The 16440-nt window shown below is 71.1% G+C and carries 14 protein-coding genes; 13 read left to right on the top strand and 1 reads right to left on the bottom strand.

Features of this window, described 5'->3' with window-relative positions:
* The first annotated feature begins 192 nt into the window (after positions 1 to 192).
* The 6 genes from ACFYO5_RS32365 (at position 193) to ftsH (ending at position 9972) form a co-directional block, all read left to right on the top strand.
* Positions 193 to 1686 (top strand): hypothetical protein, encoded by a 1494-nt coding sequence (locus ACFYO5_RS32365; RefSeq protein ID WP_388715958.1) that lies wholly within the window; start codon positions 193 to 195, stop codon positions 1684 to 1686.
* A 326-nt stretch (positions 1687 to 2012) separates the two neighbouring features.
* Positions 2013 to 3353, top strand: coding sequence for an ammonium transporter (locus ACFYO5_RS32360; RefSeq protein WP_356561987.1), 1341 nt, complete (start codon positions 2013 to 2015; stop codon positions 3351 to 3353).
* Entirely contained in the window at positions 3350 to 3688 is a 339-nt protein-coding gene (locus ACFYO5_RS32355; protein WP_356561985.1) for a P-II family nitrogen regulator, read from the top strand. Before ACFYO5_RS32360 ends, ACFYO5_RS32355 begins: the two co-directional genes overlap by 4 nt.
* 26 nt (positions 3689 to 3714) lie before the next feature.
* On the top strand, positions 3715 to 6168 hold the full coding sequence (locus tag ACFYO5_RS32350; protein ID WP_388715687.1) for a [protein-PII] uridylyltransferase: 2454 nt from the start codon (positions 3715 to 3717) through the stop codon (positions 6166 to 6168).
* Between the two features lie 213 nt (positions 6169 to 6381).
* Positions 6382 to 7932, top strand: coding sequence for a signal recognition particle protein (gene ffh / locus ACFYO5_RS32345; protein ID WP_356561982.1), 1551 nt, complete (start codon positions 6382 to 6384; stop codon positions 7930 to 7932).
* 96 nt (positions 7933 to 8028) lie between these two features.
* Entirely contained in the window at positions 8029 to 9972 is a 1944-nt protein-coding gene (gene ftsH, locus ACFYO5_RS32340) for an ATP-dependent zinc metalloprotease FtsH (protein WP_388715684.1), read from the top strand.
* Between the two features lie 19 nt (positions 9973 to 9991).
* Here ftsH and ACFYO5_RS32335 read toward each other — a convergent pair whose 3' ends face one another.
* Positions 9992 to 10849, bottom strand: coding sequence for an SAM-dependent methyltransferase (locus ACFYO5_RS32335; RefSeq protein WP_388715681.1), 858 nt, complete (start codon positions 10847 to 10849; stop codon positions 9992 to 9994).
* A 200-nt stretch (positions 10850 to 11049) separates the two neighbouring features.
* Between ACFYO5_RS32335 and proS the strand changes: the two genes are divergently transcribed.
* The 7 genes from proS (at position 11050) to rplS (ending at position 16400) form a co-directional block, all read left to right on the top strand.
* On the top strand, positions 11050 to 12465 hold the full coding sequence (gene proS, locus ACFYO5_RS32330; RefSeq protein ID WP_388715678.1) for a proline--tRNA ligase: 1416 nt from the start codon (positions 11050 to 11052) through the stop codon (positions 12463 to 12465).
* A gap of 260 nt (positions 12466 to 12725) precedes the next feature.
* Positions 12726 to 13322 carry a hypothetical protein gene (locus tag ACFYO5_RS32325; RefSeq protein ID WP_086769908.1) on the top strand — a complete coding sequence of 199 codons (597 nt, stop codon included), beginning with the start codon at positions 12726 to 12728 and terminating at the stop codon, positions 13320 to 13322.
* Between the two features lie 344 nt (positions 13323 to 13666).
* On the top strand, positions 13667 to 14086 hold the full coding sequence (gene rpsP / locus ACFYO5_RS32320; protein ID WP_356561975.1) for a 30S ribosomal protein S16: 420 nt from the start codon (positions 13667 to 13669) through the stop codon (positions 14084 to 14086).
* A 5-nt stretch (positions 14087 to 14091) separates the two neighbouring features.
* Positions 14092 to 14331 (top strand): RNA-binding protein, encoded by a 240-nt coding sequence (locus tag ACFYO5_RS32315; RefSeq protein WP_005479813.1) that lies wholly within the window; start codon positions 14092 to 14094, stop codon positions 14329 to 14331.
* A gap of 160 nt (positions 14332 to 14491) precedes the next feature.
* A complete protein-coding gene (gene rimM, locus ACFYO5_RS32310; RefSeq protein ID WP_388715674.1) occupies positions 14492 to 15082 on the top strand; it encodes a ribosome maturation factor RimM in 591 nt (196 codons plus the stop codon).
* On the top strand, positions 15082 to 15915 hold the full coding sequence (gene trmD / locus ACFYO5_RS32305; protein ID WP_388715671.1) for a tRNA (guanosine(37)-N1)-methyltransferase TrmD: 834 nt from the start codon (positions 15082 to 15084) through the stop codon (positions 15913 to 15915). Before rimM ends, trmD begins: the two co-directional genes overlap by 1 nt.
* Before the next feature lie 134 nt (positions 15916 to 16049).
* The gene (gene rplS, locus ACFYO5_RS32300; RefSeq protein ID WP_388715668.1) at positions 16050 to 16400 is read left to right on the top strand and encodes a 50S ribosomal protein L19; all 351 of its coding nucleotides are present in this window, start codon (positions 16050 to 16052) and stop codon (positions 16398 to 16400) included.
* Positions 16401 to 16440: the final 40 nt, after the last annotated feature.

The following is a 16440-nucleotide window of genomic DNA, read 5'->3' as shown; positions in this document are numbered from 1 at the left end:
TGGGAGCGTGATCGTAGGATTACTTTGAGTGTGCGAGGCCCGGGGGCACATGCTCTCGTGGGTATGCCGGAGGCAAGTCGACTTTACGTTCGAAGGGTGAGAACCGCCGTACGGCGGGCCGTATTTACCGGCATTCTGATAAGGCTTGGCGCATCAGAGCGACAAGTGGTCTCAGGGATGGGGGCGTTCCAGTTGAGCGGCAACGGCGGAGACGGGACGGGCGCTGGGAGCGCCGCGCACGCGGACAAACGCCCGAACACTCTGCTCACCTCCTGGTTCGTGCGCAGCGGCTGGTCCAAGGGGGAACTCGCCCGCCAAGTCAACCGTAGAGCGCGCCAGTTGGGCGCCAACCACATCTCCACGGATACTTCACGCGTGCGCCGCTGGCTCGACGGTGAGAACCCCCGTGAGCCGATCCCCCGCATTCTGTCCGACCTGTTCTCCGAGCGGTTCGGCTGTGTCGTCTCCGTGGAGGACCTCGGTCTGCGCACCGCGCGCCAGGTGCCCTCCGCGATCGGCGTGGACCTGCCCTGGACGGGCCCGCAGACGGTGGCCCTGCTCAGCGAGTTCTCGCGCAGCGACCTGATGCTGGCGAGGCGCGGCTTCCTCGGAACCTCGCTGGTCCTGTCCGCGGGCCCCACCCTCATCGAGCCCATGCAGCGCTGGCTCGTCCCCTCCCCGCCCGCCGCGCACGCGGACGCCGACTCGCTCCCGACCAGCCGCGCCCGCGGCCGGCTCTCCAGGCCCGAACTGGAGCTGCTGGAGTCCACCACCGTCATGTTCCGCCAGTGGGACGCCCAGTGCGGCGGCGGACTGCGCCGCAAGGCGGTCGTCGGACAGCTCCACGAGGTGACGGACCTCCTCCAGGAACCCCAGCCCGAGGCCACCAGCAGGAAACTCTTCAAGGTCGCCGCCGAACTGGCCGAACTGGCCGGCTGGATGTCCTACGACGTGGGCCTCCAGCCCACCGCGCAGAAGTACTTCGTCCTCGCGCTGCACGCCGCCAAGGAGGCCGGTGACCGGCCGCTCGGTTCGTACGTCCTGTCCAGCATGAGCCGCCAGATGATCCACCTCGGACGGCCCGAGGACGCCCTGGAGCTGATCCACCTCGCGCAGTACGGCAGCCGGGACTGCGCCGGCCCGCGCACCCAGTCGATGCTGTATGCGATGGAGGCCCGCGCCTACGCCAACATGGGCCAGCCCGGTCGGTGCAAGAGGGCCGTCAGGATGGCCGAGGACACCTTCGCCGACGCCGACGACTGGGACGAGCCCGACCCCGACTGGATCCGCTTCTTCTCCGAGGCCGAGCTGTACGGCGAGAACTCCCACTCCTACCGCGATCTGGCCTACGTGGCCGGCCGCAGCCCCACGTACGCCTCGCTCGCCGAGCCGCTGATGCAGAAGGCGGTGGACCTCTTCGCGAAGGACGGCGAACACCAGCGGTCCTACGTGCTGAACCTCATCGGCATGGCCACCGTGCACCTGCTGCGCCAGGAACCCGAGCAGAGCGCCGTACTCGCCGCGCAGGCCATGAAGGCGGCGAAGAGGGTCCGCTCCGAGCGTGTGAACACTCGTATCCGAAAGACCGTCGACACGGCCGTCCGTGACTTCGGGGACCTCACCGAGGTCGTCGATCTCACCGACCGGCTCGCCGTGGAGCTTCCGGAGACCGCGGAGGCGGTCTGAGGCCCTGGCGAAACCCCTGGACCCCGGCCGCGGCCGGCCTTCCCGAACCGCCCGACTCGGCTCCCCCAGCCAGGTCATCGGAAGGCCGACCGCGGCCGGTTCGCGTCGCTCCGTCGAAGGTTGCGCCACGATAACGATCCACTCGGGGCACATCAGCCAGTTCATCGAGGCGTAACGCACGAGGTGCCTTCGTCACGGCGGCGAAACAACGAGGGGCGTCGACCGAAACGGCGCTGCGTCAATGTCATGGCGCATAACCGGCCCACCCCTCAGATCCCGCTCTGGCTTCGCCCGCACGGGGCCGTACCAACGACGAGGAGACGCCGATGGCACCAGCCATCACGCTTGCGGCGGACGCACCCACACTGTCGTCCGCGAACACAGGCTTCATGCTCATCTGTTCCGCCCTGGTGATGCTCATGACCCCGGGCCTGGCCTTCTTCTACGGAGGCATGGTCCGCGTCAAGAGCACCCTGAACATGCTGATGATGAGCTTCATCAGCCTGGGGATCGTCACGATCCTGTGGGTGCTCTACGGCTTCTCCCTCGCCTTCGGCACCGACTCCGGCTCGCTCATCGGCTGGAACTCCGACTGGGTCGGCCTCAGCAACATCGGCCTGACCGAGCTGTGGGACGGGTACACCATCCCCGTCTTCGTCTTCATGGTCTTCCAGCTGATGTTCGCCATCATCACCCCCGCCCTGATCAGCGGTGCGCTCGCCGACCGCGTGAAGTTCTCCGCCTGGGCGCTGTTCATCACCCTGTGGGCCACGATCGTGTACTTCCCGGTCGCCCACTGGGTGTGGGGCGCCGGCGGCTGGGCCTTCGAACTCGGCGTGATCGACTTCGCCGGCGGCACGGCGGTGCACATCAACGCCGGCGCCGCGGCCCTCGGCGTCATCCTGGTCATCGGCAAGCGCGTCGGCTTCAAGAGGGACCCGATGCGCCCGCACAGCCTCCCGCTGGTCATGCTCGGCGCCGGTCTGCTCTGGTTCGGCTGGTTCGGCTTCAACGCCGGCTCGTGGCTGGGCAACGACGACGGCGTCGGCGCGCTGATGTTCGTCAACACGCAGGTCGCCACCGCCGCCGCCATGCTGGCCTGGCTGATCTACGAGAAGATCCGCCACGGCGCGTTCACCACGCTGGGCGCCGCCTCCGGCGCGGTCGCCGGTCTGGTCGCCATCACCCCCTCGGGCGGTGCGGTCTCCCCGCTCGGCGCGATCGCCGTGGGCGCCATCGCCGGTGTCCTGTGCGCCATGGCCGTCGGCCTGAAGTACCGGTTCGGCTACGACGACTCGCTCGACGTGGTCGGCGTCCACCTGGTCGGCGGAGTCGTCGGCTCCCTGCTGATCGGCTTCTTCGCCAGCGGCAAGGGCCAGTCCGACGTCGAGGGCCTCTTCTACGGCGGCGGCCTCGACCAGTTCTGGAAGCAGTGCGCCGGCGTCTTCGCGGTCCTCGGCTACTCGCTGGTGGTCTCCGCGATCCTCGCCTTCCTGCTCGACAGGACGATCGGCATGCGGGTCCCCGAGGACGACGAGGTGGCCGGCATCGACCAGGCCGAGCACGCCGAGACCGCATACGACTTCAGCGGCGCGGGTGGCGGTGCCGCCCGGACCAACGTCACGGGCCCGGTGGCCGACACTGCCAGCAAGAAGGTGGACGCATGAAGATCATCACCGCCGTCGTGAAGCCCCACCGGCTCGACGAGATCAAGGAAGCCCTCCAGGCCTTCGGCGTGCACGGCCTCACGGTCACCGAGGCCAGCGGTTACGGTCGTCAGCGGGGACACACCGAGGTCTACCGCGGTGCCGAGTACACGGTCGACCTCGTCCCCAAGATCCGCATCGAGGTGCTCGCCGAGGACGACGACGCCGAGCAGCTGATCGACGTCATCGTCAAGGCGGCCCGTACCGGCAAGATCGGCGACGGCAAGGTCTGGTCCCTCCCGGTCGAGACCGCCGTACGGGTGCGCACCGGCGAGCGCGGCCCGGACGCGCTCTGACAGCAGAGAAGAACAGGAGTCACTGGGTGACGAGTACGGACGTGCGCAAGGATGCAGAGGACTCGGGACCCAGCGGCTACGCGGCGGCCCGGCTGCGCCTCCTCACCGAGGGGGCGCGGTCCGGGCCGCCGCGCCGTTCCGCCCTCTCCGAACTGACCGACGACTGGCTGGCGGGCCTGTTCGGCGCCGGCGGCGAGGAACTCCGGGGCGTCTCCCTGGTGGCCGTCGGCGGCTACGGCCGCGGCGAACTCTCCCCGCGCAGCGACCTCGACCTCCTCCTGCTGCACGACGGCGGCGACCCCCGGGCCGTCGCCGCCCTCGCCGACCGCCTCTGGTACCCGGTCTGGGACCTCGGCCTCGCCCTGGACCACTCCGTCCGCACCCCGGCGGAGGCCCGCAGGACCGCCGGCGAGGATCTCAAGGTCCAGCTCGGTCTGCTGGACGCCCGCCACCTCGCGGGCGATCCGGGGCTCACGGCGGGACTGCGCACGGCCGTGCTGGCCGACTGGCGCAACCAGGCGCCCAGGCGGCTGCCCGAACTGCAGGAACTCTGCGCCGAGCGCGCCGAACGCCAGGGCGAACTGCAGTACCTGCTGGAACCCGACCTCAAGGAGGCCCGCGGCGGCCTGCGCGACGCCACCACCCTGCGCGCCGTCGCCGCCTCCTGGCTCGCCGACGCCCCCCGCGAGGGCCTCGACGACGCCCGCCGCCGACTCCTCGACGTCCGCGACGCCCTGCACCTGACGACCGGCCGCGCCACCGACCGGCTGGCCCTCCAGGAACAGGACCAGGTCGCCGCCGAGCTGGGCCTCCTCGACGCCGACACGCTCCTGCGCCAGGTGTACGAGGCGGCGCGCGTCATCTCGTACGCCAGCGACGTCACGTGGCGGGAAGTGGGGCGCGTCCTGAGATCACGCGCCGTACGACCCCGGCTGCGCGCCATGCTCGGGGGCGGCAAGCCCGTCGCCGAGCGTTCCCCGCTGGCCGAAGGCGTGGTGGAACAGGACGGCGAGGTGGTGCTCGCCCGCGCCGCACGCCCCGAACGCGACCCGGTGCTGCCGTTGCGCGCCGCGGCCGCCGCCGCCCAGGCCGGCCTCCCCCTGTCCCTGCACGCCGTACGGCGCCTCGCCGCCACCGTGCGCCCGCTGCCCACGCCGTGGCCCGCCGAGGCCCGCGAACAGCTCGTGACCCTGCTGGGCTCGGGGCAGCCCACCATCGAGGTCTGGGAGGCGCTGGAGGCCGAAGGCCTGATCACCGCGCTGCTGCCCGACTGGGAGCGGGTGCGCTGCCGCCCGCAGCGCAACGCCGTCCACATCTGGACGGTCGACCGGCACCTGATCGAGACCGCCGTGCGCGCCTCCGAGTTCACCCGCCGCGTCAGCCGCCCCGACCTGCTGCTGGTCGCCGCCCTGCTGCACGACATCGGCAAGGGCTGGCCCGGCGACCACTCCGTGGCCGGCGAGATCATCGCCAAGGACGTGGCCGCCCGCATCGGCTTCGACCGCACCGACGTGGCCGTCCTCGCCACCCTCGTACGGCACCACCTCCTGCTCATCGAGACCGCCACCCGGCGCGACCTGGAGGACCCGGCCACCGTCCGCTCGGTCGCCGACGCGGTCGGCTCGCAGGGCACCCTGGAACTGCTGCACGCGCTGACCGAGGCGGACGCGCTGGCCACCGGCCCGGCCGCCTGGTCGTCCTGGCGGGGTTCGCTCGTGGCGGACCTGGTCAAACGCGTCTCGGCGGTGCTCGCCGGGGACGTGCCGGAGGAGCCCGAGGCCGCCGCGGTCACCGCCGAGCAGGAACGGCTCGCCATCGAGGCGGTCGCCACCGGCAGCCCCGTCCTGTCGCTGCGGGCCCAGACCGAGCCCTCGGCCGACCCCGCCGACCAGCCGTCCGGCGATCCCGAGCCGCTCGGCGTGGAGCTGCTCATCGCCGTACGCGACCAGCCGCGTGTGCTGCCCGCCGTCGCCGGTGTGCTCGCCATGCACCGGCTGACCGTGCGCACGGCCGAGCTGCGGGCCCTGGAGCTGCCGTCCGGCGTCGAGGGCTCGGTGCTGCTGCTGGACTGGCGGGTGGCCGCCGAGTACGGCTCGCTGCCCCAGGCCGCCCGGCTCCGCGCGGACCTGGTGCGCGCCCTGGACGGCTCCCTGGACATCGCGGGCCGGCTCGCGGAACGGGACGCGGCCTACCCCCGGCGCCGGGGCGTGGTCCCGCCCCCGCCGCGCGTGACCGTCGCCCCCGCGGCCTCCCACCTGGCCACCGTGATCGAGGTACGCGCGCAGGACGCACCGGGGCTGCTGTTCCGCATCGGGCGGGCGCTGGAGGACGCGGGCGTGCGGATGCGCAGCGCGCACGTCAGCACGCTGGGCGCCAACGCGGTGGACGCCTTCTACGTCACCGGCCGCTCCGGCCGCCCGCTGCCGGGCGAGGAGGCGGCCGCCGTGGCCCGGAAGCTGGAGGAGATGTTGCGGGGGTGACCCGGGCGTCCCGGACGCCGAACAGGGTGCCGCCGCCGAGGCGGCGACGGTCCGGGACGCCGGTGCGGGGCAGGGGCGGACCTGCCCGCGGCCCGCGCGACGTTCGGCGCCGTCCCCGTCCGCTGAATGCTGCGGGTGGGGACGACTGTCTTGCGCGGCCGGATACCCTGGAAGACGCTCACACTGCCCCCGACTCCGAGGACCGACGCCGCCGTGTTCGATACTCTCTCCGATCGCCTCTCAGCGACCTTCAAGAATCTGCGCGGCAAGGGGCGTCTGAGTGAGGCGGACATCGACGCCACCGCGCGCGAGATCCGCATCGCCCTCCTCGAGGCCGACGTGGCGCTGCCGGTCGTGCGGACGTTCATCAAGAACGTCAAGGAGCGTGCCCTCGGCGTCGAGGTCTCGCGGGCGCTGAACCCGGCCCAGCAGGTCCTCAAGATCGTCAACGACGAGCTGGTCACGATCCTGGGCGGTGAGACCCGGCGCCTGCGCTTCGCCAAGAACCCGCCGACCGTGATCATGCTGGCCGGTCTCCAGGGTGCCGGCAAGACCACTCTCGCGGGCAAGCTCGGCCACTGGCTGAAGGAGCAGGGCCACTCGCCGCTGCTCGTCGCCGCCGACCTCCAGCGCCCCAACGCCGTCAACCAGCTCAGCGTCGTCGCCGAGCGGGCCGGTGTGGCCGTCTACGCCCCGCAGCCGGGCAACGGCGTCGGTGACCCGGTCCAGGTCGCCAGGGACTCCATCGACTTCGCCAAGTCCAAGGTCCACGACATCGTGATCGTGGACACCGCCGGCCGGCTCGGCATCGACGCCGAGCTGATGCGACAGGCCGCGGACATCCGCGACGCCGTCTCGCCCGACGAGATCCTCTTCGTCGTCGACGCGATGATCGGCCAGGACGCCGTCAACACCGCCGAGGCCTTCCGCGACGGCGTCGGCTTCGACGGCGTGGTGCTCTCCAAGCTCGACGGCGACGCCCGCGGTGGTGCGGCCCTCTCGATCCGGCAGATCACCGGCAAGCCGATCATGTTCGCGTCGAACGGCGAGAAGCTCGACGACTTCGACGCGTTCCACCCCGACCGGATGGCCTCCCGCATCCTCGACATGGGTGACCTGCTCACCCTGATCGAGCAGGCGGAGAAGACGTTCAGTCAGGAAGAGGCCGAGAAGATGGCCTCCAAGCTGGCGTCGAAGAAGGGCCAGGACTTCACCCTGGACGACTTCCTGTCCCAGATGGAACAGGTCAGGAAGATGGGGTCGATCTCCAAGCTGCTCGGCATGCTGCCGGGCATGGGCCAGATCAAGGACCAGATCCAGAACATCGACGAGCGTGACATCGACCGCATGGCCGCGATCATCAAGTCGATGACCCCGGCCGAGCGCCAGGACCCGACGATCATCAACGGCTCGCGCCGTGCCCGTGTCGCCAAGGGTTCCGGCGTCGAGGTCAGCGCCGTGAAGGGCCTGGTCGAGCGGTTCTTCGAGGCCCGCAAGATGATGTCCCGCATGGCCCAGGGCGGCGGCATGCCGGGCATGCCGGGGATGCCGGGCATGGGCGGCGGCCCCGGCCGCGCCAAGAAGCAGCCCAAGAAGGCCAAGGGCAAGCAGCGCTCCGGCAACCCCATGAAGCGCAGGCAGCAGGAGCAGGAGGAGGCCGCGCGCAGGGCCGCCGGGGCCCAGGGCGGCGCCCTCGGCCTGCCGGGCCAGCAGGGCGCCCAGGACTTCGAGCTTCCCGACGAGTTCAAGAAGTTCATGGGCTGATCGCGGCCGTACGGCGTCGGGGGCACCTTCCTCACGGGGGTGCCCCTTCGCGTTCCCGCAGGTGCTGACCAGGGCGGCGTGTCGTAACGTCCCGATATGACCAACTCTGTGCCGCCGCGGAAGTCGCCCGACAAGCCCTGGCGCACCGAGGGCGCCCCGGAGGAGCCGCCGAAGCCGTCCCCGGGCGGGCGACGGGTGCGCGGCGGCTGGTGGAGCCTGATCCTCGCCGCGCTCGTCGTGTTCCTGATCGCGCTGCTCGTGCTGTCGTTCTTCAACGAGGGCGACGAGCCGACGATCTCGTACACCGAGTTCAGCAAGCAGGTCGACGCCGGGAACGTCAGCAAGATCTACGCCAAGGGCGACGCGATCCAGGGGCAGCTAAAGAAGGAGCGGGACAACCCCGGGGGCGACGGGAAGTACACCAAGTTCCGTACCGAGCGGCCCACCTTCGCCGACGACCGGCTCTGGGACGACCTGACCGAGCACGACGTCACCGTCACCGCCGAGCCCGTCGTCCGGCAGCGCAGTCTTCTCGCCAATCTGCTCATCTCGCTGGCACCGATGGTGCTGCTCGTCGCCGTGTGGGTGTTCATCGCCCGGCGGATGCGCTCGGGCGGCCTGGGCGGGGCGGGCGGCATGCTCGGCCGCAAGGCGCCGCCCCGCCCCGTCGAGCTGGAGCCGGGGCAGGAACGGACGACGTTCGACGACGTGGCCGGCATCGACGAGGTCGCGGGCGAGCTGAGCGATGTCGTCGACTTCCTGAAGAACCCCGACGCCTACCGCAGGATGGGCGCCAAGATGCCCCGTGGCGTGCTGCTCGCCGGCCCGCCCGGCACCGGCAAGACGCTGCTCGCGCGCGCGGTCGCCGGAGAGGCGGGGGTGCCGTTCTTCTCCGCCTCGGCGTCCGAGTTCATCGAGATGATCGTGGGCGTCGGCGCCTCCCGGGTGCGGGAACTGTTCGCGGAGGCCCGCAAGGTCGCCCCGTCGATCATCTTCATCGACGAGATCGACACCATCGGGCGGGCCCGCGGCGGCGGCTCGGCCATGGGCGGCCACGACGAGCGCGAGCAGACCCTCAACCAGATCCTGACCGAGATGGACGGCTTCTCCGGCTCCGAGGGCGTGATCGTCCTCGCCGCCACCAACCGCGCCGACATCCTGGACCCGGCCCTGACCCGGCCGGGCCGCTTCGACCGGATCGTCAACGTCTCGCCCCCCGACCGCGGCGGCCGCGAGGCGATCCTCGCGATCCACACCCGCGAGATCCCGCTCGCCCCGGACGTCGACCTCGCCCAGGTGGCCCGTACCACCCCGGGCATGACCGGCGCCGAGCTGGCCAACCTCGCCAACGAGGCGGCCCTGCTCGCCGTCAAGCGGGGACAGGACCAGGTGACCCGCGGCGACCTGTCCGAGGCTTTGGAGAAGGTCCAGCTCGGCGCGGAACGCTCCCTGGTGATGCCCGAGGAGGAGCGGCGCAGGACGGCGTACCACGAGAGCGGGCACGCCCTGCTGGGGATGCTCCAGCCGGGCGCCGACCCGGTCCGCAAGATCACCATCGTGCCGCGCGGCCGTGCCCTCGGCGTGACCCTGTCGACGCCGGACGCGGACCGGTACGCGTACACGGAGGAGTACCTGCGCGGCCGGGTCATCGGCGCGCTCGGCGGCATGGCGGCCGAACACGTCGTCTACCGCATGATCACCACCGGCTCCGAGAACGACCTGGAACAGGTCACCACCATCGTGCGGGGCATGGTCGCCCGCTGGGGCATGAGCCAACGCGTCGGCCGCCTGTCGGCCCTGCCCGGCGACGCCCAGCAGGCCTACGGGCTCTCCGCCGCCCCGCGGACCCTCGACGCCATCGACGACGAGATGCGGCGCGTCGTCGACGAGTGCTACGAGGAGGCCTGCCGCAAACTCCGCGACCACCGCGGCCAGTTGGACGCCCTCGCCCGGGCACTGCTGGAGAACGAGACGCTGGACGAGGCGGACGCCTACCGCATCGCGGGCGTCACCAGGCTGACCAAGGAGTCCGAGAGCTAGGGTCTTCCGGGGACAGGTGTCAGGGGACCCTGGCGATCAGGTACCGGAAGACGTTCGGCATCCACACCGTGCCGTCCGCCCGCAGGTACGGGTGGAGCGCCTCGGTCACCTCCTTGTCCACCTGGGCCTGGTCCGTCGCGGAGATCGCCGCGTCGAAGAGGCCCGTGGACAACAGGCCCTTGAGGGCGCTGTCCACTCCGGCGTACCCGAACGGGCAGGCCACCCGCCCCGAGCCGTCGAGCCTGAGGCCGGCCCGCTGGGCGACCTCCTCCAGGTCGTCGCGCAGCGCGGGACGCCAGCTGCCCGCGGCCCGCAGCGGCTCGGCCAGCCGGGTGGCGACCCGCAGCACCGACGAGGTGGCGCAGCGCTCCGGCGGACCCCATCCCGCCAGCACCACGGGCGCCCCGGGCGCGGCCAGCGGCATGGCCGCCGCGAGCAGCTCCCCGAGGCCCGCCGAGTCGCCCGCCAGACATCCGATCGGCTCGAAGGCCGTCACCAGGTTGTACGCCGGCGCCCCGGCGTCGGCCGCGTCCGCGGGCGAGCCGTCGACGAGTCGCCTGCCGTCTCCCGCGCGCGTGCCCCGTGCCTCCGGGGTCAGCCGCTGCCGTGCCAGGGCCAGCCGCTCCGGGGCCCGCGCCTCGACGCCGGTGAGGGCCGCGCCTCTGGAGGCCGCCATCAGCAGGGCCAGCCCGGAACCGCAGCCGAGGCCCAGGAGCCGGGTGCCGGCCCCCACTTCCAGTCGCTCGTAGACGGCCTCGTAGAGCGGGACCAGCATCCGCTCCTGGATCTCGGACCAGTCACGCGCGCGTGCACCGAGGTCGATGCGGAGCGCGGGCCCCGCATGAGGAAGGTGCTCCCGCACGAGCGTAGGTGTCATGGATAAGCGCCCCAATCCGCCGAGAGTTTGCCGCAGTACCCGTTCAGGTGGCCCCCGTCAGTGCGCTCGCACTCCCTCCCGTATGCCAGGTAACTCCCCACTCGTGCCCGCGTCCAGGGGTTGCGGGGACCCGCTTGCGCGCCGCCCGCGCGGGTGGCGAGATTTCACCTTCCGGCAACATGGACCCGTACCATCGCGCCATGGCAAAGGCACCCGTTCTCACCTCGCGGGCGGACGACTTCCCCCGCTGGTACCAGGATCTGATCGCCAAGGCGGAACTGGCCGACAACGGTCCGGTGCGCGGCACCATGGTGATCCGACCGTACGGGTACGGGCTGTGGGAGCGCATGCAGGCGGAGATGGACGCCCGCATCAAGGACACGGGCACCCAGAACGCGTACTTCCCGCTGCTGATCCCGCAGTCCTACCTCGCGCGCGAGGCGGACCACGTCGAGGGCTTCGCGCCGGAACTGGCCGTGGTGACCCACGGCGGCGGCAAGGAGCTGGAGGAGCCCGCGGTCGTCCGGCCCACCTCCGAGATGATCGTCAACGACTACTTCGCGAAGTGGGTGCAGAGCTACCGCGACCTGCCGCTGCTCATCAACCAGTGGGCCAACGTGGTGCGTTGGGAGCTGCGCCCCCGGCTGTTCCTGCGCACCACGGAGTTCCTGTGGCAGGAGGGCCACACCGCGCACGCCACGTACGAGGACGCCCGCGACTTCGCCGCGCGCATCCACCGCCGGGTCTACGAGGACTTCATGGTGAACGTCCTCGCCATGGACGTCGTGCCCGGCCGCAAGACCGCCAGGGAGCGGTTCGCCGGCGCGATCAACACCCTCACGCTCGAAGGCATGATGGGCGACGGCAAGGCCCTCCAGATGGCCACCAGCCACGAGCTGGGCCAGAACTTCGCCAAGGCGTTCAACACCTCGTACCTGTCGAGGGCCGGCACCCAGGAACTGGTCTGGCAGACCTCCTGGGGCTCGACGACCCGCATGATCGGCGCCCTGGTGATGATGCACGGCGACGACAACGGGCTACGGGTCCCGCCCCGGCTGGCGCAGATCCAGGCCGTCGTCCTCGCGATCAAGGGCGACGAGGCGGTTCTGGCCAAGGTCCACGAGGTCGGCGACCGGCTGAGGGCGGCCGGGATCCGCGTCCACGTCGACGACCGCACCGACATCCCGTTCGGGCGGCGCGCGGTCGACTGGGAGCTGAAGGGCGTCCCCGTCCGCGTCGAGATCGGTCCGCGCGATCTGGAGGGCGGCACGGCGATGCTGGCCCGGCGCATTCCCGGGGGCAAGGAGCCGGTCGCCCTGGACGCGCTGGCCGGGCTGCTGCCCGCAACTCTGGAAGAGGACCAGGCGCTGCTGCTCAGGCAGGCCCGGGAGCGTCGCGAGTCCCGTACGGCCGACGTGTCCACGCTCGCCGAGGCCGTCGAGGTCGCCACCGCCGGCGGCTGGGCCCGCATCCCCTGGGCCACCCTCGGCGAGGACGGCGAGAAGGCCCTGGCCGAGCACGCGGCGACCGTACGGTGTCTGGTCGCGGAGGACGGGTCGGTGCCCGAGGACGAGGACGCGCCCGGTAACGTCGCGGTCGTCGCGCGCGCGTACTGAGCCGACGCCCTCCGCCGCGAAGGCGACCGAAAGGACTCTTGCGCCTCAGCGGAACATTCCTCCCCCGGCGCGTGGACACGCTCTACGCGCCGGGACGTATGTAGGGCTACGCACCAGGTTGATGCGGACTGTGAGGCTTCTCCGCAGATCAGCGCACCCGCCCTCGTCAGGACGCATCAGGGGCAACTGACGGGTACGTGCAAAATATTTGAGATGCCCCGGAATAGGAACACAGTGGCACCCCCGCTCGTTGTCATTACGTGAGCACGACACAGACACCACCTGTTCTCGCCGCGGAGCTGGCACAGGCGTGGGCCGACATTCAGCGGTACCACCCCGAGCTGCCGGACCTCGCCGCGCCAGAGTCACTGATCGGGGAGTCGTCGTCCGCCTGCGGTCACGAGCTCTCCTTCGAGCGGCTGCTTCATGAGGCAGTCCATGGCATCGCCGCCGCCCGAGGTGTCCGCGACACCTCCCGCGCCGGCCGCTACCACAACCGCCGATTCCTCGCGATCGCCGAGGAGCTGGGCCTGGACCACCCCGAGGAACCGCATCCCAGCAGCGGCTTCTCCCTGGTCACGCTCAACCCCGAGGCCAAGCGGCGCTACCGCCCGACGATCGAGCGCCTCCAGCGGGCCCTCAAGGCCCACGTGGCGGCCACCACCGCCGAGACGACCCGTGCCTTCCGGGGCCCGGCCGCCCGGCACGGCTCCTCCGGTGGCGGCGTCCGCGTCAAGGCCGTCTGCGACTGCGGGCGCAACGTCCGGGTCGTTCCGTCGGTGCTGGCCCAGGCCCCCATCGTGTGCGGCGGCTGCGGCAAGCCGTTCCGCATCCCGGAGGTCATGGGCGCCGCGTGACCGCGGGCGTCCAGCGCACCGGCATCTCGTGGCTGCCGGTTCGACGGACGGCGCGGGGAGCCGTCACACCGACGGCAACCCCGCCGTCCGGCACGCGCACCCGACGTACGGCCGCCGTAGGGCGATCATGGCGCCGGGTGCCGCTGCCGCACGCCCCCGCACAGCCCCGCGAACCCCACGGCTCGGGTGGACCCGCCGGGTGTGGCAGAATGGTCAGCTGTACTCGACAGCCGCATAGGACCCCTCTCTCCTCCGGCTGACGCGTCCATCGGGCACTCGGGTACCGCAACCCCACGCGGCAATCTGCCGTGCCCAAACACGTCAATCCAGGAGAACTCACTCCAGTGGCAGTCAAGATCAAGCTGAAGCGTCTGGGCAAGATCCGTGCGCCTCACTACCGCATCGTCGTCGCCGACTCCCGCACCCGTCGTGACGGCCGTGCGATCGAGGAGATCGGCAAGTACCACCCGACGTACAACCCGTCCGTCATGGAGGTCGACGCCGACCGCGTGGCCTACTGGCTGGGTGTCGGCGCGCAGCCGACCGAGCCCGTCCTCGCCATCCTGAAGAAGACCGGCGACTGGCAGAAGTTCAAGGGCGAGCCCGCCCCGGCTCCGCTGCTCGTCGCCGAGCCGAAGAAGGCGCGCCCGTCGTTCGAGGCCCTCGGTGGCGACGACGCGGGCAAGGGTGAGGCCATCACCCAGAAGAAGAAGGCTGAGAAGAAGGACGAGGCCGCGGCTGAGTCCGAGTCGACCGAGGCCTGAGCAGCATGCTCGAAGAGGCGCTTGAGCACCTCGTGAAGGGCATCGTCGACAACCCTGACGACGTGCAGGTCGCCTCGCGCGACCTGCGCCGCGGGCGGGTGCTCGAGGTCCGGGTCCACCCGGACGACCTCGGCAAGGTGATCGGCCGCAACGGCCGCACCGCACGCGCTCTGCGTACCGTCGTGGGCGCCATCGGCGGCCGCGGTGTCCGCGTCGACCTAGTCGACGTCGACCACGTCCGCTGACGCATCAGCAGCACCGGCTCGGGCCGGGGAGGGCCACTGGGCCGTCCCCGGCCCGCAGTCGTTACGGCAGTTGTCACGGCAGTCGTGACGACAGGCACACACGCACGCCAGGCATGACAGGTACGACAGGTACGACAGGTACGACAGGAGATCTTCGACAGTGCAGCTCGTAGTCGCACGGATCGGCCGCGCCCACGGCATCAAGGGCGAGGTCACCGTGGAGGTCCGCACCGACGAGCCGGAACTGCGGCTCGCCCCCGGTGCCGTACTGGCCACGGACCCCGCCGCCAAGGGTCCGCTCACGATCGAGACCGGCCGGGTGCACAGCGGCCGTCTCCTCCTGCGCTTCCAGGGGGTCACCGACCGCACGGGGGCCGAGGCCCTGCGCAACATCCTCCTGATCGCCGAGGTGGACCCGGAGGAACTCCCCGAGGAGGAGGACGAGTACTACGACCACCAGCTCATGGACCTGGACGTGGTGACGAAGGACGGCGCCGAGGTGGGCCGGATCACGGAGATCTCGCACCTGCCCTCCCAGGACCTCTTCATCGTCGAGCGGGCCGACGGGAGCGAGGTGATGATCCCCTTCGTCGAGGCGATCGTCGTCGAGATCGACCTGGAGGAGCAGCGGATGGTCATCGATCCGCCGCCCGGCCTGATCGACGACCGTGCCGAGATCGCCTCCGCGCGGGACGAGAGCACGGACGGGACCGCGAACGGGACCGCCGACGAGACCGGGGACGGCTCCTGATGCGTCTCGACGTCGTCACGATCTTCCCCGAGTACCTCGACCCGCTGAACGTCTCCCTGGTCGGCAAGGCACGCGCGCGTGGACAGCTGAACGTCCAGGTGCACGACCTGCGGCAGTGGACGTACGACCGGCACAACACCGTCGACGACACCCCCTACGGCGGCGGTCCCGGCATGGTGATGAAGACGGAGCCGTGGGGCGACGCCCTCGACACCGTCCTCGCCGACGGCTACGAGACGGGCGCGCACGCCCCGGCGCTCGTCGTCCCCACCCCCAGCGGCCGGCCCTTCACCCAGGGCCTCGCCGTCGAACTCTCCGAGCGGCCCTGGCTGATCTTCGCCCCGGCCCGGTACGAGGGCATCGACCGGCGCGTCATCGACGAGTACGCGGCCCGGATCCCCGTGTACGAGGTCTCCATCGGCGACTACGTCCTGGCCGGCGGCGAGGCGGCCGTCCTGGTCGTCACGGAGGCCGTGGCCCGCCTGCTGCCCGGTGTGCTCGGCAACGCGGAGTCCCACCGCGACGACTCCTTCGCGCCCGGTGCCATGGCCGCCCTCCTGGAAGGCCCCGTCTACACCAAGCCGCCCGCCTGGCGCGGCCGGGGCATCCCCGACGTGCTGCTCAGCGGCCACCACGGGAAGATCGCCCGCTGGCGCCGCGACGAGGCCCTGCGGCGTACGACGGCCAACCGGCCCGACCTGATCGAGCGTTGCGACCCCAAGGCCTTCGACAAGAAGGACCGCGAGATGCTCTCGATCCTGGGCTGGTCGCCCGACCCCGAGGGTGAGCCGTACGGCCGATTTTGGCGCAGGACCGACGGCGTGGAAGAATAGGTCGCTGTTGTGCGCTGTCCGGCGTGCGCCCCTGCCACGGGGGGACACGACGCCCGCCCCGACGCGCACCACCCACCTTCAGAACTCCTAGTTTCCGTTGATGACCTGTGGCATCAACGAGGAAAGCAGACGAAATGTCTCACCTGCTCGACACCGTCGACTCCGCGTCGCTGCGCAGCGACGTCCCGGCCTTCCGCCCGGGTGACACCGTCAACGTCCACGTCCGCGTCATCGAGGGCAACCGCTCTCGTGTCCAGCAGTTCAAGGGCGTGGTCATCCGCCGTCAGGGCGCCGGTGTCCGCGAGACCTTCTCGGTCCGCAAGGTCTCCTTCTCCGTCGGCGTCGAGCGCACCTTCCCGGTGCACACCCCGATCGTCGAGAAGATCGAGCTGGTTACCCGCGGTGACGTGCGTCGCGCCAAGCTCTACTACCTCCGTGAGCTGCGCGGCAAGGCCGCGAAGATCAAGGAGAAGCGCGACAACTGAGCGCCTTCAGGAGTTCATGGCGGGGCCGGATAGCATCTGG

The organism is Streptomyces sp. NPDC006259, from assembly GCF_042870975.1.
Classification (GTDB): Bacteria; Actinomycetota; Actinomycetes; order Streptomycetales; family Streptomycetaceae; genus Streptomyces.
The sequence above is the reverse complement of the archived record's forward strand: the minus strand, read 5'-3'. Positions and strand labels throughout refer to the sequence as shown.

Bases quoted from the DNA above. Each gene is read 5' to 3' on its own strand.
- ACFYO5_RS32360 (WP_356561987.1), top strand. From the start codon at position 2,013: ATGGCACCAGCCATCACGCTTGCGGCGGACGCACCCACACTGTCGTCC.
- ACFYO5_RS32355 (WP_356561985.1), top strand. From the start codon at position 3,350: ATGAAGATCATCACCGCCGTCGTGAAGCCCCACCGGCTCGACGAGATC.
- ftsH (WP_388715684.1), top strand. From the start codon at position 8,029: ATGACCAACTCTGTGCCGCCGCGGAAGTCGCCCGACAAGCCCTGGCGC.
- ACFYO5_RS32335 (WP_388715681.1), bottom strand. From the start codon at position 10,849: ATGACACCTACGCTCGTGCGGGAGCACCTTCCTCATGCGGGGCCCGCG.
- proS (WP_388715678.1), top strand. From the start codon at position 11,050: ATGGCAAAGGCACCCGTTCTCACCTCGCGGGCGGACGACTTCCCCCGC.
- ACFYO5_RS32315 (WP_005479813.1), top strand. From the start codon at position 14,092: ATGCTCGAAGAGGCGCTTGAGCACCTCGTGAAGGGCATCGTCGACAAC.
- trmD (WP_388715671.1), top strand. From the start codon at position 15,082: ATGCGTCTCGACGTCGTCACGATCTTCCCCGAGTACCTCGACCCGCTG.
- rplS (WP_388715668.1), top strand. From the start codon at position 16,050: ATGTCTCACCTGCTCGACACCGTCGACTCCGCGTCGCTGCGCAGCGAC.